The organism is Nocardia sp. NPDC059195 (genome assembly GCF_042754695.1).
In the GTDB taxonomy this organism is placed as follows: Bacteria; Actinomycetota; Actinomycetes; order Mycobacteriales; family Mycobacteriaceae; genus Nocardia.
In genome coordinates, this window is record NZ_JBHZBG010000014.1 from 1 (window position 1) to 19,869 (window position 19,869).

The 19,869-nt window shown below is 66.8% G+C and carries 20 protein-coding genes; 11 read left to right on the forward strand and 9 right to left on the reverse strand.

Translation table 11 applies throughout. The features are described from left to right. The 7 genes from ACFXKN_RS19065 to ACFXKN_RS19095 form a co-directional block, all read right to left on the reverse strand. Nucleotides 1–347, reverse strand: a 347-nt coding sequence (locus ACFXKN_RS19065; RefSeq protein WP_379433494.1) for a type VII secretion target, incomplete at its 3' end; no start/stop codon positions are given. A gap of 299 nt (nt 348–646) precedes the next feature. After that, entirely contained in the window at nt 647–1,402 is a 756-nt protein-coding gene (locus ACFXKN_RS19070) for an ESX secretion-associated protein EspG (RefSeq protein WP_378966887.1), read from the reverse strand. Next, entirely contained in the window at nt 1,399–2,796 is a 1,398-nt protein-coding gene (locus tag ACFXKN_RS19075) for a PPE domain-containing protein (RefSeq protein WP_379433495.1), read from the reverse strand. Before ACFXKN_RS19075 ends, ACFXKN_RS19070 begins: the two co-directional genes overlap by 4 nt. A gap of 14 nt (nt 2,797–2,810) precedes the next feature. After that, the gene (locus ACFXKN_RS19080; RefSeq protein WP_379433496.1) at nt 2,811–3,200 is read right to left on the reverse strand and encodes a hypothetical protein; all 390 of its coding nucleotides are present in this window, start codon (nt 3,198–3,200) and stop codon (nt 2,811–2,813) included. Nucleotides 3,201–3,229: 29 nt separating this feature from the next. Continuing rightward, entirely contained in the window at nt 3,230–3,751 is a 522-nt protein-coding gene (locus ACFXKN_RS19085; RefSeq protein WP_379433497.1) for a DUF3558 domain-containing protein, read from the reverse strand. An 80-nt stretch (nt 3,752–3,831) separates the two neighbouring features. Next, entirely contained in the window at nt 3,832–4,257 is a 426-nt protein-coding gene (locus ACFXKN_RS19090) for an HIT family protein (protein ID WP_379433498.1), read from the reverse strand. Nucleotides 4,258–4,271: 14 nt separating this feature from the next. After that, the gene (locus ACFXKN_RS19095) at nt 4,272–4,649 is read right to left on the reverse strand and encodes a PH domain-containing protein (protein WP_378966914.1); all 378 of its coding nucleotides are present in this window, start codon (nt 4,647–4,649) and stop codon (nt 4,272–4,274) included. A gap of 342 nt (nt 4,650–4,991) precedes the next feature. On the opposite strand from ACFXKN_RS19095, the gene purD reads away from it, so the two are divergent. Further along, entirely contained in the window at nt 4,992–6,275 is a 1,284-nt protein-coding gene (gene purD / locus ACFXKN_RS19100; protein WP_379433499.1) for a phosphoribosylamine--glycine ligase, read from the forward strand. 13 nt (nt 6,276–6,288) lie between these two features. Here the strand turns inward: purD and ACFXKN_RS19105 are convergent, their stop codons facing one another. After that, the gene (locus ACFXKN_RS19105; RefSeq protein WP_379433500.1) at nt 6,289–7,500 is read right to left on the reverse strand and encodes a M23 family metallopeptidase; all 1,212 of its coding nucleotides are present in this window, start codon (nt 7,498–7,500) and stop codon (nt 6,289–6,291) included. Between the two features lie 127 nt (nt 7,501–7,627). Here ACFXKN_RS19105 and ACFXKN_RS19110 point away from each other — a divergent pair, with 127 nt between their 5' ends. From ACFXKN_RS19110 to ACFXKN_RS19155, 10 genes are all read left to right on the forward strand, one after another. Further along, nucleotides 7,628–8,791 carry a pyridoxal phosphate-dependent aminotransferase gene (locus ACFXKN_RS19110; RefSeq protein WP_379433501.1) on the forward strand — a complete coding sequence of 388 codons (1,164 nt, stop codon included), beginning with the start codon at nt 7,628–7,630 and terminating at the stop codon, nt 8,789–8,791. 157 nt (nt 8,792–8,948) lie between these two features. Then, nucleotides 8,949–9,602 (forward strand): TetR/AcrR family transcriptional regulator, encoded by a 654-nt coding sequence (locus tag ACFXKN_RS19115; protein WP_378913865.1) that lies wholly within the window; start codon nt 8,949–8,951, stop codon nt 9,600–9,602. A gap of 6 nt (nt 9,603–9,608) precedes the next feature. Then, nucleotides 9,609–11,030 carry an adenylosuccinate lyase gene (gene purB / locus ACFXKN_RS19120; protein WP_378966950.1) on the forward strand — a complete coding sequence of 474 codons (1,422 nt, stop codon included), beginning with the start codon at nt 9,609–9,611 and terminating at the stop codon, nt 11,028–11,030. Between the two features lie 106 nt (nt 11,031–11,136). After that, nucleotides 11,137–11,559 (forward strand): HIT family protein, encoded by a 423-nt coding sequence (locus ACFXKN_RS19125; RefSeq protein WP_379433502.1) that lies wholly within the window; start codon nt 11,137–11,139, stop codon nt 11,557–11,559. Nucleotides 11,560–11,723: 164 nt separating this feature from the next. Then, nucleotides 11,724–12,656, forward strand: coding sequence for an alpha/beta hydrolase (locus ACFXKN_RS19130; RefSeq protein WP_379433503.1), 933 nt, complete (start codon nt 11,724–11,726; stop codon nt 12,654–12,656). Between the two features lie 135 nt (nt 12,657–12,791). Next, nucleotides 12,792–14,939, forward strand: coding sequence for a S9 family peptidase (locus ACFXKN_RS19135; RefSeq protein ID WP_379433504.1), 2,148 nt, complete (start codon nt 12,792–12,794; stop codon nt 14,937–14,939). A gap of 123 nt (nt 14,940–15,062) precedes the next feature. Then, a complete protein-coding gene (locus tag ACFXKN_RS19140; RefSeq protein ID WP_379433505.1) occupies nt 15,063–15,764 on the forward strand; it encodes a DUF2334 domain-containing protein in 702 nt (233 codons plus the stop codon). 188 nt (nt 15,765–15,952) lie between these two features. Beyond that, nucleotides 15,953–17,377, forward strand: a complete 1,425-nt coding sequence (locus ACFXKN_RS19145) for an APC family permease (RefSeq protein ID WP_378966996.1) — start codon at nt 15,953–15,955, stop codon at nt 17,375–17,377. Next, complete coding sequence (locus tag ACFXKN_RS19150; protein ID WP_378967001.1) at nt 17,374–17,811, forward strand: hypothetical protein; 438 nt, start codon at nt 17,374–17,376, stop codon at nt 17,809–17,811. The genes ACFXKN_RS19145 and ACFXKN_RS19150 overlap by 4 nt, the downstream gene beginning before the upstream one ends. Nucleotides 17,812–17,822: 11 nt before the next feature. Next, the gene (locus tag ACFXKN_RS19155; protein ID WP_379433506.1) at nt 17,823–19,169 is read left to right on the forward strand and encodes a dipeptidase; all 1,347 of its coding nucleotides are present in this window, start codon (nt 17,823–17,825) and stop codon (nt 19,167–19,169) included. A gap of 1 nt (nt 19,170) precedes the next feature. Here the strand turns inward: ACFXKN_RS19155 and ACFXKN_RS19160 are convergent, their stop codons facing one another. After that, entirely contained in the window at nt 19,171–19,815 is a 645-nt protein-coding gene (locus ACFXKN_RS19160; RefSeq protein WP_379433507.1) for an MBL fold metallo-hydrolase, read from the reverse strand. Nucleotides 19,816–19,869: the final 54 nt, after the last annotated feature.

Here is a 19,869-nt window from a genome sequence, read left to right on the forward strand (position 1 = left end):
CCGGACTCTTGGGTCTTGAGCGCTGCGGCGTTGGTGGTGTCGCGGGTGGTGAACGCGTCAGCGACGGCGGTCAGGTTCGAGCTGGTGTTACCGAAAGCGTCGATCGCGGCCTGGATCGCGTCGATGCCGTCGGTTTCGACCGAGTCGACGAACAAGGGACCGAGGAAGGCGCAGAGTTTGCCGAAAGCGTCGGAGGGGGCTGAGACGGCTTGGGCTGCTTCGAGGGCTTCGGTCAACCCTGAACCAGCCGAGGTGACGTTGGTGGCGTGGGATTTGATCTTGTCCGGGGAGATGCTGAGTTCCCCGCCAGCGCTGGTCATGGTGATGCCCCGCCCCTCGTACGTCATGCCACCTCTGGTCGACGGGCACTCCCTGCCCGTGACCTACGGTGTTCGATCCTGATCGAGCAGGTCGGACCCAATCGCGACGACCTGCGGCACGCAGTGCCAATGGTCGAGCGTAGCGGATCGGGATGGGTTGATGATGGTGGTGAAATCGGTGGAACCAGAACGGGCTTCGGTGCGTCTAAGACTGCGGAGGAGTGCCTTCGCGGGCATCGTCAGGCACAAGAAATCCGGTAGAGATCGGGCTGATCTGTACCGGATTCTCTGACAGAACTAGCAGCTGCAGGTTCTAGTTGTGTTGGTTACCAGGCTGATTGGCGGGTGGTGGCGGTGGCTTGGTCGATCAGGCGTTGGAGGTTGGCTTCTATTTTGTCGGGGGTGGTGGGGGTTACTTCTACTCGTTCGCCTTCTTGGATGAGGTAGCGGCCGTCGTTGGTGTAGTCGACCAGTTGGAGGGTGGTGCCGCCTTCTTGCCAGCCGTCCAGGGCGGGGCCGGTGGCTACGCGGAATTCCGCGTAGGTGATGAAGGGGCGTTTGAGGAATTTGAGGGCTTGTTCGGCGGGGGTGCGGTGGCGGGCGTAGGGGTCGGGGGTGGTGGTGAAGTCGTCGCGGTGGACGTTGAAGCCGCCGGTGGTGCCCGCGGGGGTTTTCGGGAGGATGGCCAGCAGGCGGGTGGTGATGGCGTGGGCGGGGCGTAGGGAGATCAGGATGTTGCCGCCCTGGCCGTATTCGGGGCCGGGGAGTTGGGCGGCGATGGCGCCGTTGCCTGCTTCGGTGGTGGCGCAGGCGCGGACCATGCGGGTCCGGCCGTCGAGCCGGTGGCCGAACAGTTCGATGCGGATTTCGGGGTGCGCGAGGGCGTGTAGGGCGTGGTAGAGCGATTCGTCGGTGCCCATTTTGGCGATCAGCGTATCCGCGGCGCGACGGCATTCCAGGTCGAATTCGACCTGGGTTTCGACACCGGCGGTGAAGGTGAGGGGCCAGGGCATGCGGTCGCGGCCGAGCGTTTCCCAGGCGACCCAGAATTCGAACGGGGTCAGCTCCCAGGTGTCGGTCATGCGTCGCCGCCGATCACCGGCGGAACGTGCAGGCGGTCGGGGCCGAGCAGTTCCTCGTGGACGCCGCGCAGGTAGTCGGGGGCCTGGTGCTCGTCCTCGTCGTCCTTGCCGCCGCCGCGCGCTCCGGGTGCGCCCATTCCGCCCATACCCGAGCGGCCCGACGATGCGCCGGAACCCGCGCCCGCGCCCGCTCCAGCACCTGCGGCCTGTTTCTGGCCCGCGGTGCCGGGGACTGCCGCGCCGGGGGTGCCCGCACCTGCGCCCGCTCCCGCACCCGCGCCCGCGCCTGCTCCGCCGCCGGAGCCGAGGCCGCCGGGGGACGTGCCCGCCGGGGTCGTGCCCGGGGTGGTGCCTGCAGGGGTCGTGGTGGTGGGGGTTTCGGGGGTTGTCGTGGCGGCGGTGGTCTCGTCGCCGGTCGTGTCGTCGCCGGTCGTGTCGTCGCCGGTGGTGTCGTCGTCGCCGGGGTCGTCGGTGGTGGGGGTTTCCGGCTCCGTGGTGGTGGGAGTGGTGTCGTCGGTGCTCGGGTCGGTGGTGGTGCCCTTGTCGGTGGTCGTGCCTTTGTCGGTGTTGGTGCCGTTCGGTTTGTCGTCGTCGCCGGTTGGCTTGTCGGACTGGGGTTTCGCCGGTGTGGGGACCTTCGGGACCTGGGTGTCGGACTGTTGCGCGACCGGCTTGTAGACGGTCTCCATCACCTGTCGAGCTGCGGCTTGGGCGGCTTCGGAGCGGCCCTCGCTAGTGCTGTCCATGAGCAACGAAGTCGCGATACCGCCGCCGGGCACGACCGAAGATGCGAGCGCGGAGACCACTATTCCGCCTACGGTGCTGCTCTGGTTTTCGGACTCGTGGGGGACCGAGTACTTCACCTGGTTGAAGCCGGAGTAGGCCTCTTCCATCTTGTTGCCGATCAGCGAGGCGGCCTGGTCGACCTTGTGCACGTCGGCGAGATAGCTTTTGGTGCTCGTCAGCGCTTGGCTTGCCGCGCTTCCTGACCAGCCACGTTCCATTTCCTTCTGGATATTGTCATGGAAGGCGGTGGCTTTTGTTGTGGTGTCGGTCGCCAATTGCCGCCAGGCTTGAACGCTGGTGCTCATTGTCTCAGGCTTGATCGACTCGACAAATTTCATGATGTCCGAATGGCTCATGGTGAGGAACGGTTCCATGACGGGCGGTACGACCTGCGGTGTGAACTCGCCGGAGAAGCCGGTGGCGAGGCTGGAATTCTCGGCGTAGATGCGAGATCGTGCGCTGTTGCCAGCGGCCTGGGCGTCCAGCTCGGACTGTGTGGCGGAGACGTCGGAATCGAACAGCGAGCCGAGTCGGTCGCTAATTCTGGCCGGGCTCGACGCTGTTACTGCAACGCTGGCCAGTTTGCCCATAAAATCTGAGAAAGTCATTTATCCCCCCGGATTCAATCTAGTTTGTTGGTCTGTTGCTTGATGGCGAGCTGGGTAGCCTCGTCGCAGTTCTTGTATGCGGCACCGGCTTTGCGGTACATGTCGGCCATCGCGGTGAGAATTTCGATGTGCTGAGTGGCCGCATCGGCGTACGAGCCGGTTCCTGGGCCGCCTTCTGCCAGGTCCGCAAACTTCTTGCCGAGGGCTTTGGCGGAATTGAGACTGCCGAATGAATCCGCAAGGACCATGCTCTGAGTGCGCAAGGAGAGAGCTCGGAGATCGGCAATATATGCGTCACACCATTTCGCGCAACGCTCGGCCGCGTCGTATTCGATGATCAAGCGACCTGCCGCAGCCTCGCCTGCCATGCTTTGAAAATTTGTGGCCAGATCGTTCGGTGCCATCTGTCACTTCCTCGGGTGTTCTTTCGGGCCTACTTGGGCAGCACTTCCAGGAAGTTTGGCGCAGCCTTGTTCACCAGTAGGCATGGGTCGGTCGATGACTTATCGTCGATGAATTTTGATGCCGTCACTGATACCCGGCCCTTGCTGGTGTCAAATGCTATTGCGCACTGATTTACTGGCGTTCTGGTGCCGAGGAGGTATTGCACAGCGGGCCGGTTGCCGACGCTGATGTCTTTAAAGTCGTGGAGGTAGTCGTTCGCTCGAATATCTTGCATTGTGTGGGTTGTCGACATAAAACTGATGAAGTGGCCGTCTCCCCGCCATGCGCAGCCTTTCCACTCCGCTCTCGGAACCGAGAACGGGTTGTCGTCCCTCGACGCAGGGTCTAGACCCGCCGCCAGCAACACACTGTCCGACACTGTGCACGGATCGAACAGCTGTTCCTTGGTCAGTGGAGCCCCACTGGCCTCGGGCTGCCCATCAACCGCTTTGGAGCATCCGGCGAGCGCCAGTACAGCGCACACCCCGGCGGCAAAGCCAACCAGTCGCATCTCTTCTCCTCTATCGCGCACAACAACCGCTCGCCTTCTTAGACGCGCGGTCGGGCGGTTCGGTTCCATCGAAATGGAAATCAGGCGGGGACGTTGGCTCCGTGGCCGAGGTCGCGCAGGGCGGCCTTGATCTTGGTCTGGGCCTCTTCGAGGGATTCGGGGGTGGGGTCGGTGTTCGCGCCCGAGATGTCGAAGTCGCCCATCGTGTAGGCGGGGAAGACGTGGGTGTGCAGGTGGGGGACCTCGAGGCCGGCGATGAGCAGGCCGGCGCGCGGGGCGTCGAAGGCGACGCGGACGGCCTGGCCGATCTTCTGGGCCAGGCCCATCATCCGGGCGATCACGGCGGGATCCACGTCTTGCCACTGGTCGATCTCCGCGCGCGGCACGACGAGGGTGTGACCCTGGGTGACGGGGCCGATGGTGAGGAAGGCGACGAACTCGTCGTCTTCCCAGACGAAACGGCCGGGGATCTGACCTGCGATGATCGCGCTGAAGACGGATGCCATACCGGTGAGCGTAGCTAGATCGACACGAAATGCGACAGGATGCCCTGCACCTCGTAGATGTCGACCTGACGGTTGAAACGCTGCTTGACCGGCTCGTCGCCGCTGCCGATCCAGATGTAGAGCTCGGCGTCGAGGTCGAAGGTGCCAGCGGTTTCGACGGCGAAGTGGCTGATCGAACGGTAGGGAATGCTGTGGTAGCTGACCTTGCGGCCGGTGACACCCTGTTTGTCGACCATGATCAGGCGGCGGTTGGTGAACAGCATCGCGTCGCGGACCAGGATGAACGCGGCATACACCTGCTCGCCCTGACCGAACAGCTTCGCGTATTCCTGCTGGGCGGCGGCCGGATCTATGCGACCGGCATTGCCCATCATCCCGTCGAGCAGGCCCATCGTGTGCTCCCCGTTTCGGTGGCGGCTCTCGCGCTATACCTGCGTTCCATTGTGGCGCAACTGAACCCGAGCCGCGAGGGCTATGCCGGTTGGCTGCGCACGGATCGACGATCGGGGTCGAGTCGCCATGCCACGGCCGTTGGTGCCCGAGCGAGCTGGTCGCGGATGACCGCACGGGGCTGGTTCGATCCGGTTGCTGGGTTCGGAACATGCTCGAGGCCGGAGTATCGGTACGAGGGAACCGATACTTGGTACCGATACCGCGTATCGGTTCGCGGTGCGCGAAGTGCGCGGTCAGGGGCGTGCGAAGTGCGTGCGAAGTGCGCGACTAATCTTGCCTTCGTGCGCGTACTCGTCATCGGTTCCGGAGCCCGTGAACATGCCCTCGTCCTGGCGCTGCGCCGGGACCCCTCGGTGACGGCGGTGATCGCTGCCCCCGGCAACCCCGGCATCGGCCAGCACGCCGAGCTGCGCCAGGTCGATCCCTGCTCCGCCGACGATGTCGCGTCCCTGGCCGCCGAGGTGGCCGCCGACCTGGTGGTGATCGGTCCCGAGGTGCCGCTGGTGCTCGGCGTCGCCGACGTCGTGCGCGCGGCCGGGTTCCCGGTGTTCGGCCCGTCGGCCGACGCGGCCCGGATCGAAGGGTCCAAGGCGTTCGCGAAAGATGTGATGGCGGTGGCCGGGGTGCGGACCGCGCACAGCGAGATCGTGGACAGCCCGGCCGAGCTGGACGCGGCGCTCGACCGCTTCGGCCCGACCTGGGTGGTCAAGGACGACGGGCTCGCGGCGGGCAAGGGTGTGGTGGTGACCACCGACCGGCGCGCGGCCCGCGATCACGGTGCCGAACTGCTCGAGCAGGGACATCCGGTGCTGCTGGAGTCGTTCCTCGACGGGCCGGAGGTGTCACTGTTCTGCCTGGTCGATGGCGAAACCGTGATTCCGCTGCTGCCCGCGCAGGACCACAAGCGGGTCGGCGACGGCGATTCCGGCCCGAACACCGGCGGCATGGGCGCCTACACGCCGCTGCCGTGGCTGCCGGACGAGACGCTCACCGAGATCATCGACGACGTGGTGAAGCCGGTAGCCGCCGAGCTCGTCGCGCGCGGTAGTTCGTTCTCCGGCCTGCTGTACGCGGGTCTGGCGATCGGCACGAACGGCCCGGCTGTCGTCGAATTCAATTGCCGCTTCGGCGATCCCGAGACCCAGGCGGTGCTCGCGCTGCTGGACAGCCCGTTCGCCGAACTCCTGCACGCCACCGCGACCGGACGCCTCGCCGAGGTCGACGCACCGCGCTGGAAGGACGGTGCCGCGATCACCGTCGTGCTCGCCGCCGAGAACTACCCGGCGCGCCCGCGCACTGGCGATGTGATCACCGGCGCCGATGACGGCGCGCTCGAGGGCGAAACGCTGGTACTGCACGCAGGCACGGATCAGCGCGCGGACAAGGCACTGGTGTCGGCGGGCGGGCGCGTGCTGAACGTGGTCGGTGTCGGTGCCGATCTCGCGCAGGCGCGCGAGCGGGCCTATGCGCGGCTCGCGGGAATCAAACTCCCCGGCAGCCATTTCCGGACCGATATCGGCGCGACCGAAGTTGTGGTGCCGGAACGCAACAGCGTCGTCGGGTAATTCGCCGACATTGTCAGTCGAGACGCAGGCCGTGCATCGCGAGCCAGGCCTGTGGATCCACATGCTGACCGTTCTGGACGATTTCGAAATGTAGATGCGGGCCGGTGGAATCGCCGCGGTTGCCGATGCGGGCGATCTGCATTCCGGCGGGGACGCGCTCGCCCTGGGAGACGACGAAGTCGTACATGTGGCCGTAGATGCTGATGGTGCCGTCGTCGTGGCGGATGCGGACCCACAGGCCGAAACCCTGCGCCGGGCCCGCTTCCACCACGGTGCCGTCGGCCACGGCGTAGATGGGGCTGCCGAGGGGGCCCGCGATGTCGATGCCGCGGTGCAGGGTGCCCCAGCGGGACCCGAAACCGGAGGTGAACGCGCCCTTCGCGGGCAGGCTGAACCCGCCGATGGACGGGGTCGAGCCGGGGACCATCGTGCCGGGGACCACCGGGGCGCGCTGGCCCATCCAGTCCTGCCATTCACCGGAAACCGCGGCCGCCGCCTCCGCTTTCGCACGTTCGAGGGTGGCGCGGGCCGCCGCGGCGACCACGAGTGCCTCGCGGCGCTTTTCACCCGCGTCGATCGCGGCGAGCAGGCGGGTCGCCGATTGCGGGTTGGGGAGGAGCTGCGGGGGATAGGCGATGGCCACGTGCAGTGCTTCGCCCGGTGCGAGTGGGGGCCCGTCGACGGCCCCGCCGAACTGCCCGTCGGCAGCGACGAACACCGCCACCGCGGCCATTCCGGCGATGAGCACACGCCGCTCGACCAGCACCTGACGCACCCGCTCGCGGCTCGGCCGCCGCGCCCACATGCCCTCCGCCTGCGCCTTCGGCCGCCGCCAGAAGACCTTGCGCACCTCACCGCTACGCAGCTCACCCGCGATCTCCCCGACCACCGGATACCGCGCCGCCCACTCCGTCATCCGATCGCGCGCCGCGACCTTCGAAGGCAGCTGCTCACGCCAATTCGCCTGCAAGATCCGGCCATTGACGCTCACGACCCGGCGGCTCGACCGCTCGGCCGCGCCGGTACTCGATCGTGCCGGTCCATCGTGGTGTGTTCGTTCGGAGCCATCGGCCACGCCGCTGCGGGCGGTGGATGCGCCTGCTGTGGAGGCGCTACTTACTCCGGACCCGCCCGGCGCCGCGCTGCTTGTTTCGGACGCGGTCGATTCCGAGTCCCCACCCGACGCGCGAATGTCGGTGCCCACGTCGGTGCCTGTCCGCTTCATCCCGCCCCCGCGCCCCGGCCCCGACGTGACCAGATGGGTCGCGTCGGTGGCTGCGTCTTCGCTGTCGGAGCCATTGTGCCGACCATATCGGTGAACGTCCGCAATCGGGTGCTCTACCGTCTCTCGGGTGTCCAGAGAATCGCGCCGGTCGGCCATTGCCCCTTTCTACGTCATGGATGTGTGGAAAGCGGCTGCTGAACGCGCCAGGTCGCACGGCGATGTGCTGGTGCTCGCGGCCGGGCAGCCATCGACGCAGGCGCCCGCGCCGGTGCTGCGGGCGACCAGGGCCGCCATCGATCACGAATTGCTGGGCTACACCGAGACATTCGGCATTCTGCCGCTACGCGAGGCCATCGCGGGCCATCACAGCGAGACCTACGGCTACGACGTGCACCCCGACGAGGTGGTGGTGACCACCGGGTCGTCGGGCGCGTTCACGCTGATCTTCCTGGCCGCCTTCGACCCGGGTGACACCGTGGTTGTGGCCCGCCCCGGCTATCCCGCCTACCGCAACACGCTGTCCGCCCTCGGGTGCGAGGTCGTCGAACTGGACTGCGGCCCGCAGACCAGATTCCAGCCGACCGTGGCGATGCTCGAAGCGCTGCCGGAGCTGCCGAAGGGTCTGGTGGTGGCCAGCCCGGCCAACCCGACCGGCACCATGATCGACCCCGCCGAACTCGCCGCGCTGGCCCGCTGGTGCGACCAGCACGGCACGCTGCTGATCTCCGACGAGATCTACCACGGCATCACCTACGCGGGCGCGAGCACGCCGACCTCCTCGGCGTGGGAGTTCTCCCGCGAATCGGTGGTGATCGGTTCGGTGTCGAAATACTTCTCGATGACCGGCTGGCGGCTCGGCTGGATGCTGGCCCCGGCCGACCTGCGCCCGGCGCTGCAACGGCTGGCGTCGAATATGACGGTGTGCCCGCCCGCGATCTCTCAGTACGCGGCCGTGCACGCTTTCGGGCCGGAAGCCAAGGATGAACTGGACGGGCATGTGCGCCGGTACGCGCGCAACCGGTCGCTGCTCCTGGAGGGTTTGCCCGCGATCGGAATCACCGATCTCGCACCCGCTGACGGCGCCTTCTACGCCTACGCCGATATTGGACATTTGACCGACAATTCCCGGGCTTGGTGCGCCGAGGTACTCACCGAAACCGGCGTCGCACTGGCGCCCGGACTCGATTTCGACACCACGAATGGAAACCACACGGTCCGTTTTTCCTTCGCGGGCGCCACCGACGACATCGCCGCAGCACTGGAGCGTCTGGGCAGGTTCCTGAAGGGCTGATCCGACCCCCTGTCAACAGTGATGTGCGACAACAACTTTGCGTAGTACGAACACATCTGTGCTGCGATACGGTAAAACTCAGTTATCCCGAATTCCCAGTGTTTCCCCGATGACGATTGCGCACGGTTGAACTGATGACGACTGGCACTCCAGCACGGTGACCACCGCAACGACCCCGAAAGGCGAACGACGTCGGCAGGCTCTGGTGGCGGCGGCGGCTGAGCTGTTGCTCGAAGGCGGCTTCGACGCCGTGCGACATCGTTCGGTGGCCTCCCGAGCCGATCTTCCACTCGCGTCGACCACCTACTACTTCGAATCGCTGGAAGATCTGATCGCCCGCGCCGTCGAGTTCAGTGGCGCGATCGAACTCGACGCGATGCGCCGCCGGGTCGGCGAGGTCAGCCATCGCAGGCGCGGCACCGACGCGACGGTCGAGCTCGTCCTCGACGTGCTCGTCGGCCCCGATGACGGCGACTTGGACGCCCGCGGTCAGCTGATCGCCCGCTACGAGCGTTCCGTGGCCTCGGCCCGTCATCCCGAGTTACGTGAGGTCCAGCTCCGACTACGCACCCAGCTCGAAGAACTGCTCGCCGACGTGCTGCGCCGCTCCGACCGAGTGGTGCGCCCCGAGCAGTTACGCAGGCTGGTGGCCGTCGTCGACGGTGCGGTGGTCGCCGCGCTGATCGAAGGCCACCCCGAGCCCCGCCGACCCGCCCGGGCCGGTCTGCTCGAAATGATCGACATCGTCGCCCCGCCCGTGGTCCCGAACATGATGCCCCAGCAGGCCGAACGGGTACGGCAATTAGACTGAGTGCTCGTGAGCCTCGTCCCGAATGTCCTCGCCACCCGATACGCCAGCCCGGAGCTCGTCGCGCTCTGGTCGCCCGAGAACAAGATCGTGCTCGAGCGCCGGCTGTGGCTGGAGGTGCTGCGTGCGCAGGCCGAACTCGGAATCGATGTCCCCGCAGGGGTTGTCGACGATTACGAACGCGTGATCGGCCAGGTGGACCTGGCCTCGATCGCCGAGCGTGAGCGGGTCACCCGCCACGACGTGAAGGCGCGGATCGAGGAATTCAACGCCCTCGCCGGGCACGAACACGTGCACAAGGGCATGACCAGCCGTGACCTCACCGAGAACGTCGAGCAGCTGCAGATCCGGCTCTCCCTCCAGCACGTCTACAACCACGGCATCGCCATCGCGGCGCGGCTGGCCGAGCGGGCCGCCGAGTACCAGACGCTGGTGATGGCCGGGCGCTCGCACAATGTCGCCGCGCAGGCCACCACGCTCGGCAAGCGCTTCGCCTCCGCCGCCGACGAGATGCTCGTCGGCCTCGCCCGGATGCGCGACCTGATCGACCGCTACCCGCTGCGCGGGATCAAGGGCCCGATGGGCACCGCCCAGGACATGCTCGACCTGCTCGACGGTGACACGGGCAAGCTCGCCGCCCTGGAACGGCAGGTCGCCACCCACCTCGGCTTCGCGACGGTGTTCACCAGCGTCGGTCAGGTGTACCCGCGGTCGCTGGATCACGATGTGCTGTCCGCGCTGGTGCAGCTGGGCGCCGGGCCGTCGTCGTTCGCGCACACGATTCGGCTGATGGCCGGTCATGAGCTGGTCACCGAGGGTTTCCAGCCGGGCCAGGTCGGGTCGTCGGCGATGCCGCACAAGATGAACACCCGGTCCTGCGAGCGGGTGAACGGCCTGCAGGTGATCCTGCGCGGCTACGGCTCGATGGCGGCCGAGCTGGCGGGCGCGCAGTGGAACGAGGGCGACGTGTTCTGCTCGGTGGTGCGCCGCGTCGCGCTGCCGGACGCGTTCTTCGCCATCGACGGGCAGATGGAGACCTTCCTGACCGTGCTCGCCGAGTTCGGCGCCTACCCGGCGGTGGTCTCGCGTGAGCTCGACCGGTACCTGCCGTTCCTGGCGACTACGCGCATCCTGATGGCGGCGGTGCGCGCGGGCGTTGGCCGCGAGACCGCGCACGAGGTCATCAAAGAGCACGCGGTGGCCGTGGCGCTGGCCATGCGCGAGCAGGGGCGTGAACCCGATCTGCTGGACCGTCTCGCTGCCGACGAGCGGATGCCACTCGATCGCGCGGGGTTGGATGCGGCGCTGGCCGACAAGGCCGCGTTCATCGGCGCGGCGTCGGACCAGGTGTCCGAAGTGGTCGCGCAGGTGCAGAAGCTGGTCGAGGCGAATCCGGAAGCCGCGCGCTACACGCCGTCGCCGATTCTGTAGTTCACGTCGAGTGATCCGGCGTAATCGCCCAATTCGGCTCGCAATAATCAGATATCTGACTAGAACGCGACGGATTGCGCGATTTCGCCGGGGTTACCGTACGTGGGTGAATCCGTACACGATCTTCGCCGACATCATCGATGGGCTCGCCCCTGCCTCGAAGGTTTACGAGGACGACGAGGTGCTGGCTTTCCTGGATATTCGTCCTGTGACGCCGGGGCATGTCCTCGTGGTGCCCAAGGTGGCGGCGCCCAGTCTGGCCGATCTCGATCCGGCGTTGGGCGGCAAGCTCTTTCAGGTCGGCCAGCAGATCGCGACCGCGCTGCGCAGCAGCGAAGTGGCGGCCGACGGGGTGAATTTCTTTCTCGCCGACGGGGTTACCGCCGGGCAGGAGGTCTTCCATGTGCACCTGCACGTGATCCCGCGGACACCCGGTGACGGCTTCGGTTTGCGTGCGCGGCCGACAACTCCCGCGCGGGCGGATCTCGACTACCTGGCCGGTTCGATCCGGGGCGCGCTCACCCGCTGACCCGCCTTTTCGGGCGAAGCGGTCATTGCAAACCGGGGAGTTTGCTGAAGAAACGCCCGAAACGCCAAATGCTTCCAGTTCGTTCACCTGTGGGTTACCTTGGACTGTCATTGGCATGCGGTTATGGAGGGTAGATCGTGCGTCGTACAGGTGTTGCTGCTGCAGTGCTGGCTATTGCTCTCGGTGTGATCGGACCGGCGGTGGTTCACCCCGCGCCGGCGTCCGCCGCGCAGATCATCGGAGTCAACGAACTGACTCCGCATCGGACGGCTATCACCGTCACCTCGCCCGCGATGGGCCGTAATGTCGATCTACAGGTCCTGCATCCGGCGGGTGGTGGCTCGCGCGGCACGTACTACCTGCTCGACGGGCTCGACCCCGGTATCGGCCAGAGCACCTGGACCAACGCCACCGACGCCGAAGCCTTCTTCCGCGGCAAGAACGTCAACGTGGTGCTGCCGATGGGCGGCCAGGCCAGCTACTACACCGACTGGATCTCCGATGATCCGCGGTTCGGCCGGTACAAGTGGGAAACGTTCCTCACCCAGGAACTGCCCGGGCTGATCGACGGACACTTCAACGGCAACGGCGTGAACGGCATCGGCGGGCTGTCGATGGGCGGCAACGCGGCCTACATCCTGGCCGCCCGCCACCCCGGCCTCTACCGCGCCGTGGCCGGTTACAGCGCCTGCCCGGACATCGCGATGGCGGCAGGCGCGATGATGTTCTCCATCGCCAATCGCGGCGGCAACCCGGTCAACATGTGGGGCGCGCCCGGCAGCCCCGAGTGGGCCGCACACGACCCGGCCCTGCTGATCGAAGGGTTGCGCGGCAAGGCGCTGTACATGTCCACCGGCACCGGCATCCCCGGCCCGCACGAGGCGGAGCTCAAGCCCACGCTGGCGGAGAACATCTTCCTCGGCGGACCGATCGAACTCGGCGTGAACACCTGCATGGTGGCCTTCGACCAGCGCCTGCGCGGCGCCGGCATCGGCGCGAAGATCGACTACCACCCGGTGGGCACGCACTCCTGGTCGTACTGGGAGGACGCCCTGCACGCCTCGTGGCCGGTCATCGGACCCGCGCTCGGGGCCTGACAGTCTCCACACCCGACCCGGTTCGACGGTTGTTACCGCCGGAGAGCCGGGTCGCGGTGCGTTCGGATGCACTGCCGCGGCCGCCGACGGCCGAGTTGGCGGGCCCGGTTGGAGTGGGGCGGCTACGGTGGACGGATGGCTGGCGAGAATGAGACTGTGTCGGCGCCGATCGCGAAGAAGGCGCCCTTCGAGCGGGTCCACCACGGTGACACGTTCGTCGACGACTACGAATGGCTACGGGACAAGGAAGACCCCGAGGTCATCGCGTATCTGGAGGCGGAGAACGCCTTCACCGCGGCGCAGACCGACCAGTTGCAGCCCCTGCGGGACAAGATCTTCGACGAGATCAAGGCCAGGACGCAGGAGACCGATCTCTCGGTGCCGACGCGCCTGGGCGACTACTGGTACTACTCGCGCAGTTTCGAGGGCAAACAGTACGGCGTGCACTGCCGCTGTCCTGTCGACGCGAAGGCCGAGGGAATCGACGCGTGGACGCCGCCGCAGCTCGAGGTGGGCTCCGCGATCGAGGGCGAGCAGGTGCTGCTCGACAGCAATATCCTCGCCGAGGGTCTGGACTTCTTCGCACTCGGCGCGTTCTCGCTGAGCCACGACGGCAACCTGCTCGCGTACTCCGTCGACAGCTCCGGCGACGAGCGCTACACGCTGCGGATCAAGGACCTGCGCACCGGTGAGCTGCTGGCCGACGAGGTGGCAGGCGCGGCACCGGGGGCCACCTGGTCGCTGGACGGTACGCACATCTTCTATCAGACCGTCGACGAGTCATGGCGCCCCGACACCGTGTGGCGCCACCGCGTCGGCACCGGTTCCGACGCCGATGTGACGGTGTTCCACGAGCCCGACGATCGCTACTGGGTGAGCGTCGGCGCGACCCGCTCCGAGAAGTACCTGATGATCTGGCTCGGTTCCAAGATCACCACCGAGGGCTGGATCCTGGAATCGGACAACCCAGAGGGCGAGTTCCGGCCGCTGCTGGCGCGCCGCGAAGGCGTGGAGTACTCGGCCGAGCACGCGGTGATCGCGGGCGAGGACAAGTTCCTGATCCTGCACAACGATGTGGTCGACGGGGTGAAGGCGGAGAACTTCGTGCTCGCCGTCGCGCCCGCCACCGACCCGTCGGACATGACGACCCTGATCGGGCATCGCGAGGACGTGCGGCTCGAGGACATCGACGCGTTCGCCAACCACCTGGTGCTCAGCTACCGGCGCGGCGCGCTGCCGCGCCTGTCGGTATGGCCGCTCACGCCCGAGGGCTTCGGCGAACTGACCGAGCTCGACTTCGGCCTCGAATTGTTCTCCGCCGGTGCGGGTTCGAGCCCGGAGTGGGAGCAGCCGACACTGCGAGTCGGCGTCACCTCGTTCATCACGCCGATGCAGGTGTTCGACTACGTTCCCGCGACCGGCGAGCTGCTGCTGCGCAAGGAGCAGCCGGTGCTGGGTGGTTACGACGCCGATGACTATGAGCAGCACCGCGATTGGGCCATTGCCGCCGACGGCACCCGGATTCCGATCTCGATCATCAAGCGCAGCGGGCTGCCCGACGGGCCGAAACCCACACTGCTCTACGGATACGGCTCCTACGAGGCCAGCATCGACCCGTCGTTCTCGGTCTCGCGGCTGTCGCTGCTCGATCGCGGCATGGTGTTCGCGGTGGCGCATGTGCGCGGCGGCGGCGAGATGGGCCGGCTCTGGTACGAGCACGGCAAGACGCTGCTGAAGAAGAACACCTTCACCGACTTCGTCTCCTGCGCGAGCCATCTCATCGACACCGGCGCCACTGCGCCCGACCGGTTGATCGCCGACGGTGGTAGCGCGGGCGGGCTGCTGATGGGCGCGGTCGCCAACCTGGCCCCCGAGCTGTTCACCGGCATCATCGCCAACGTCCCCTTCGTCGACCCCCTCACCTCCATCCTGGACCCGTCGCTGCCGCTGACGGTGATCGAATGGGACGAGTGGGGAAACCCGCTGCGGGACAAGGACGTCTACGAGTACATGAAGTCGTACTCGCCCTACGAGAACGTCGAGGCCAAGAACTACCCGGCCATCCTGGCGATCACCAGCCTCAACGACACCCGCGTGCTCTACGTGGAACCGGCCAAGTGGGTCGCCAAGCTGCGCGCCACCAAGACCGGCGACAACGAGGTGCTGCTCAAAACGGAGATGACCGCGGGCCACGGCGGTGTGAGCGGGCGCTACGAGAAGTGGAAGGAAGTCGGCTTCGAATACGCCTGGGTCCTGGACCGGGTGGGCCTCGCGGACGCGTGATCCGGGTGGGCCCCAGCTTCGGCTGGGGCCCACCGGCAGGGGTGCTGAGGCGTGCGCCGAAGTTCGTCGGGGCGTCATCGGTGGAGCACGCGGGTGTCACCTGAGGCTGTCACCGTTGGGTGCATGAACGCTGAGCTGATCGTGTCGGTGTCGGGGATCCGGGATACGACTCGCGATGCCGCGATCGAGTTCGCCGGGGAGATGGACGCGCGGGGCGTGCGGCTGTCGTTGCTGGTCGCGCCGCGATTGAAGGGCAAGTACCGGCTGGTCGATGATCCGGCGACGCAGTCGTGGCTGCGCGGTCGGCGACTCGTTGGCGACGCGATCGTGCTGCACGGGTACGACCAGGCCGCCACCAAGGCCCGGCGCGCGGAGTTCGCCGACCTGCCGCGACACGAGGCGACGTTGCGGCTCAAGGCCGCCGATCGGGTGATGGAGCGGGTGGAACTGCGCACCCGGCTGTTCGCCGCGCCGCGCTGGGATGCCTCCGCCGGTGCGCTGGCCGCGCTGCCCGATGTGGGGTTCCGGATGGCATTCGGGCTGACCAGCATGCTCGACCTGGAACGTGATGTGGCCCAACGTGCTCGGGTGTACGGGATCGGCGAGGGATTCCGGGCCGAACCGTGGTGGTGCCGGGCGCTGGTGATGGGTGCCGCGCGCACCGCTCGGCGCGGTGGCGTGCTGCGATTGGCGGTGTCGGCGGCGCAGTTGCAGCGGTCGGGTCCGCGACAGGCGATGCTCGACGCCGTCGATCTCGCGCTGTACCACGGTGCGCGCAGCGACGTGTACCGCTGGGAGCTCTACCCGGAGGCCAGAGCCGCCTGACTGGGCCGCCGCCGCGCGCGTACTGGCGATCAGCGCGCGGCGGTGGCCTCGGTATCGAGTGTGTCGACACTCGACAGTGCATATGTTTCCCAGAGTTTCGAGCCTTATCGCCGGACACGCGGCGGTTATCATTGCCCCGTTGATCGAGTGGTTTCCGCTAGTTGTTAAAACAGCAGGAGGCAGCGCTGATGACAGGCACCGCGACGAAAGTCGCGACAACGACGAAATATATGTCCTGGTTGACCTTGGCGTTGATGACCACGAGTTCGGTGGCCAGTCTGCGATCAGCGCCCACGATGGCCGTGTACGGATTGGCCTGTGTATTCCTCTATGTCATTCCCGCGATTCTGTTCCTGATGCCGACCTCGCTGGTCGCCGCGGAACTCGCGTCGGGCTGGCAGGGCGGGATCTATCAATGGGTCAGCGAGGGGTTGAGTAAGCCGCTGGGATTCCTCGCCGTCTGGTGTCAGTTCGCCATGACCATTTTCTATTACCCGAGCCTGCTCGCTTATGTGGCAAGCACTTTCGCGTACATCATTCATCCGTCACTGGCGTCCAACGGGCTCTACGTGGCGATCGTGATCATCACCGTGTACTGGGCCGCGGTGTACGTGTCCTCGCAGGGGACGAAAACGGTGGCCGGATTGTCGAGTATGGGCCTGGTGATCGGCACGCTGATCCCTGGCACGCTGTTGGTCATTCTCGGCCTGGTGTTCCTCGCGCAGGGCAATCCGTCTGCGGCGCCGATGGATTCGGGCCATCTGCTGCCCGCATGGGCCGGTCTGGCAAGCCTGGTGCTGATCGTGAACAACTTCCTGTCCTACGCGGGCATGGAGATGAATGCGGTGCATGTGTCGTCGCTGAAGAACCCGGCCAGGGAATTCCCGAAGGCGATGTTCTTGGCCATGGGCCTGGTGCTGGTGATCTTCATCCTGCCCGCGCTGGCGATCAGCTGGGTGGTCCCCTCGGCCAGCCTGAGTCTCACCGCGGGCGTGATGCAGGCCTTCGACGCCTTCTTCGGCCACTTCGGGATCGGCTTCCTCACCCCGATCATCGGCATCGCACTGGTGGCCGCCGCACTCGGCGGCATGCTCACCTGGCTGGCCGGGCCGTCGAAGGGGCTGTTGCTGATCGGGCGCAGCGAGGGCTATCTGCCACCGATCCTGACCCGGCTCAACAAGCACGGTGTGCAGCAGAACATGCTGGTGGCGCAGGGTGTGTTCACCACGCTGATCGCGCTGCTCTACGCCTTCATCCCCAATGTCTCCAGCGCGTACTGGATTCTGTCGGTGATCACCACGCAGGTGTATCTGATCATGTATGTACTGATGTTCGCCGCGGCCGCCAAGCTGCGCAGGGACAATCCGGATCACCCGCGTGGCTACCGGGCGCCCGCGCTGATGGGGCTGTGCGCCCTGGGCGCCGCCTCCTCGATCGCCGCGTTCGCGATCGGCTTCGTGCCGCCCTCGCAGTTCGGCGCGGGCAGTCCGCTGGTGTACGTGCTCATCGTGGGCGGTGGCATGGGCATCGTCGGCCTGCTCATCCCGTACCTGTTCTACCGAAACCGAAGGGACAGCTGGAAACTCGCCGTACCGGAAGGGAAGCAGGCATGACGACCGGAGACGCCCCCGACCGCAAGCGGCGGTGGATCTACCTCACGACCGGTGTGCTGCTCGTGGTGTTCGCCCTGATCGGGCTCTTCACCTTCACCGAGATCCGCGAGAACACCCACGCGACCGCGAAAGCCGAACAGCTGCACAACAATCTGCTCGCCGCCGGCCTCCCCGCACCGGAGACGGACGTGATCGCCAACGCGCTCGGCGACGACGGCGGGTCGGTCTGCCAGGACCCGAGTTCGCCGCTGATCAAGGCGAAATACCAGGCCTCGATCACCAACGGTGCGGCTGGGCCAGGTCAGCGTCCGGTGATCGGCCCGCGCGATTCCGCCGAGGCGGTGGCGCTCGCGATCGCCACCTACTGCCCGGATCGCTTGCAGGACTATCTTTCTCATCTCGACACCCTGAAGCTGGACGACACAACGAAGTGAGGCGCGAAGAGATGACCGAAGATGTGACAGCGCTGCGCGGCAAGGTTTCCGGGCTGATGGGCCAGGCGAAAAAGGATCTGGCCCAGCTCGTTTCGCTGAAATCCGTCGCCGACCCGCGCCAGTTCCCGGCGGAAGGCTGCGAGCAGACCGCGCAGTGGGTGGCCGACGCGTTCGCCGCGGCCGGGCTGACCGAGGTCGGCTTGCACGAGACCCCCGATGGCAGTAAGGCCGTGATCGGGCACAAGCCGGGGCCACCGGGAACGCCCACGGTGCTGCTGTACTGCCACTACGACGTGCAGCCGCCGCTCGACGACGCCGCGTGGAAGACCCCGGTCTGGACGCTGACCGACCGGGACGGCCGCTGGTACGGGCGCGGATCGGCGGACTGCAAAGGCAATATCGTCACCCACCTGACGGCTCTGCGTGCGATCGGGCCGGACTTCCCGATCGGCATCAAAGTGGTGTCGGAAGGGTCGGAGGAACAGGGCACCGGCGGGCTGGAGAAGTTCGTGGTCGCCAATCCCGATCTGCTGAGCGCCGATGTGATCCTGGTCGCCGACTGCGGCAACTTCGCGGTCGGCGTGCCCACTTTCACCCAGACCCTGCGTGGGAACGTGAATGTCGTCGTCACCGTGAAGACGATGGCGGGGCCGATGCACTCGGGCATGTTCGGTGGACCGGCGCCCGACGCACTCGCCGCGATGATCCAGCTGTTGTCGTCGCTGCGTGACAAGGACGGCAACACCACCATCGACGGTCTCACCGGCGACCAGAAGTGGACCGGTGTGCAGTATCCGGTCGACGATTTCCGTGCCGACGCCGGCGTGCTCGACGGCGTCGACCTGCTCGGCAGCGGCACCGTCTCGGACATGGTGTGGGCACGGCCCGCGCTGACCGTGCTCGGGATGGACGTGCCCGCGGTGGTCGGGTCGTCGGCGGCGATTCAGCCGAGCACCAAGGCCAGGCTCAACCTGCGCATCCCGCCGGGGACCGAACCCAAGCAGGCCTATGACCTGCTGGAGAAGCACCTGCGTGCGCATGTGCCGTGGAACGCTGAGCTCGACATCGAGGTCGAGGCGCTCGGCGAACCGTTCGTCGCGTCAACGCGGGGGCCCGCCCGTTCGGCCATGGAGCAGGCGATGGCGACCTCCTACGGCCGCGACGTGACCACCGAGGGGCAGGGCGGATCGATCCCGCTGTGCAATGTCTTCCAGGACACCTACCCGAAGGCCGAGATCATGCTGATCGGCGTCGAGGAACCGAAATGCCTGATCCACGCGCCCAACGAGAGCGTGGATCCCACCGAGATCGAACACATGGCACTGGCCGAAGCGCTGTTTCTGACCAGCTACCGCTGAGTCAGAACTGGCCCTGGTCCTCGGGTTCGAGTACGCGGAACTCGGTGCCGGCCGGGGCCATCTCGGTCAGCCTGCCGAAGTAGGTGCCGTAGGCGGAGGGGTCGATGATGCCGTGGTGGATGGGCACCGCGGTGCGGGGATTGACGGCGCGTAGGTAGTCGACGGCCTCCGAGATGCGCATCCATGGGGCGGCGGCCGGGATGGCGAGCACGCCGACCGGGACCGGCGGCACCCACAGTGAGTCGCCGGGGTGGACCAGTTGGGCGGGGTCTGCCGGGGTGCCGAGCTGGAAGACGGTGTTGTCGATCACCGGGATCTCCGGGTGGATCACCGCGTGCCTGCCGCCGCCACCGGTGATATGTAACTCGCCGATATCCAGCACCTGACCAGCCGAAACCGGCTCCCAGCCCTCGCTGCGCTGCTGCGCGGTCTGCGGATCCGACAGCAGGCGGGCACCGGGATTGTTCTCGATGAGGTCGCCGATCCGGTTCGGATCGATGTGGTCGGGATGCTGGTGGGTCACCGCGATCGCGTCCAAGCCGGTGATGCCCTCGAAGCCGTGCGCGAAGGTGCCGGGGTCGAACAGCACTTTCACGCCGTGCAGTTCCACGAGGATGCAGGAATGACCGAAGTGGGCGATGCGCATACCCGATGCTAAGCCGCCGTGACCCCGGAACGCGGGCGCGACGGCCCGGTCAAC

Excerpts from the sequence above, each read along its gene's own strand:
- ACFXKN_RS19070 (WP_378966887.1), bottom strand. The coding sequence starts at position 1,402 with ATGACCGACACCTGGGAGCTGACCCCGTTCGAATTCTGGGTCGCCTGG.
- ACFXKN_RS19075 (WP_379433495.1), bottom strand. The coding sequence starts at position 2,796 with ATGACTTTCTCAGATTTTATGGGCAAACTGGCCAGCGTTGCAGTAACA.
- ACFXKN_RS19080 (WP_379433496.1), bottom strand. The coding sequence starts at position 3,200 with ATGGCACCGAACGATCTGGCCACAAATTTTCAAAGCATGGCAGGCGAG.
- ACFXKN_RS19085 (WP_379433497.1), bottom strand. The coding sequence starts at position 3,751 with ATGCGACTGGTTGGCTTTGCCGCCGGGGTGTGCGCTGTACTGGCGCTC.
- ACFXKN_RS19090 (WP_379433498.1), bottom strand. The coding sequence starts at position 4,257 with ATGGCATCCGTCTTCAGCGCGATCATCGCAGGTCAGATCCCCGGCCGT.
- ACFXKN_RS19095 (WP_378966914.1), bottom strand. The coding sequence starts at position 4,649 with ATGGGCCTGCTCGACGGGATGATGGGCAATGCCGGTCGCATAGATCCG.
- ACFXKN_RS19105 (WP_379433500.1), bottom strand. The coding sequence starts at position 7,500 with ATGAAGCGGACAGGCACCGACGTGGGCACCGACATTCGCGCGTCGGGT.
- ACFXKN_RS19135 (WP_379433504.1), top strand. The coding sequence starts at position 12,792 with ATGGCTGGCGAGAATGAGACTGTGTCGGCGCCGATCGCGAAGAAGGCG.
- ACFXKN_RS19140 (WP_379433505.1), top strand. The coding sequence starts at position 15,063 with ATGAACGCTGAGCTGATCGTGTCGGTGTCGGGGATCCGGGATACGACT.
- ACFXKN_RS19145 (WP_378966996.1), top strand. The coding sequence starts at position 15,953 with ATGACAGGCACCGCGACGAAAGTCGCGACAACGACGAAATATATGTCC.
- ACFXKN_RS19150 (WP_378967001.1), top strand. The coding sequence starts at position 17,374 with ATGACGACCGGAGACGCCCCCGACCGCAAGCGGCGGTGGATCTACCTC.
- ACFXKN_RS19155 (WP_379433506.1), top strand. The coding sequence starts at position 17,823 with ATGACCGAAGATGTGACAGCGCTGCGCGGCAAGGTTTCCGGGCTGATG.
- ACFXKN_RS19160 (WP_379433507.1), bottom strand. The coding sequence starts at position 19,815 with ATGCGCATCGCCCACTTCGGTCATTCCTGCATCCTCGTGGAACTGCAC.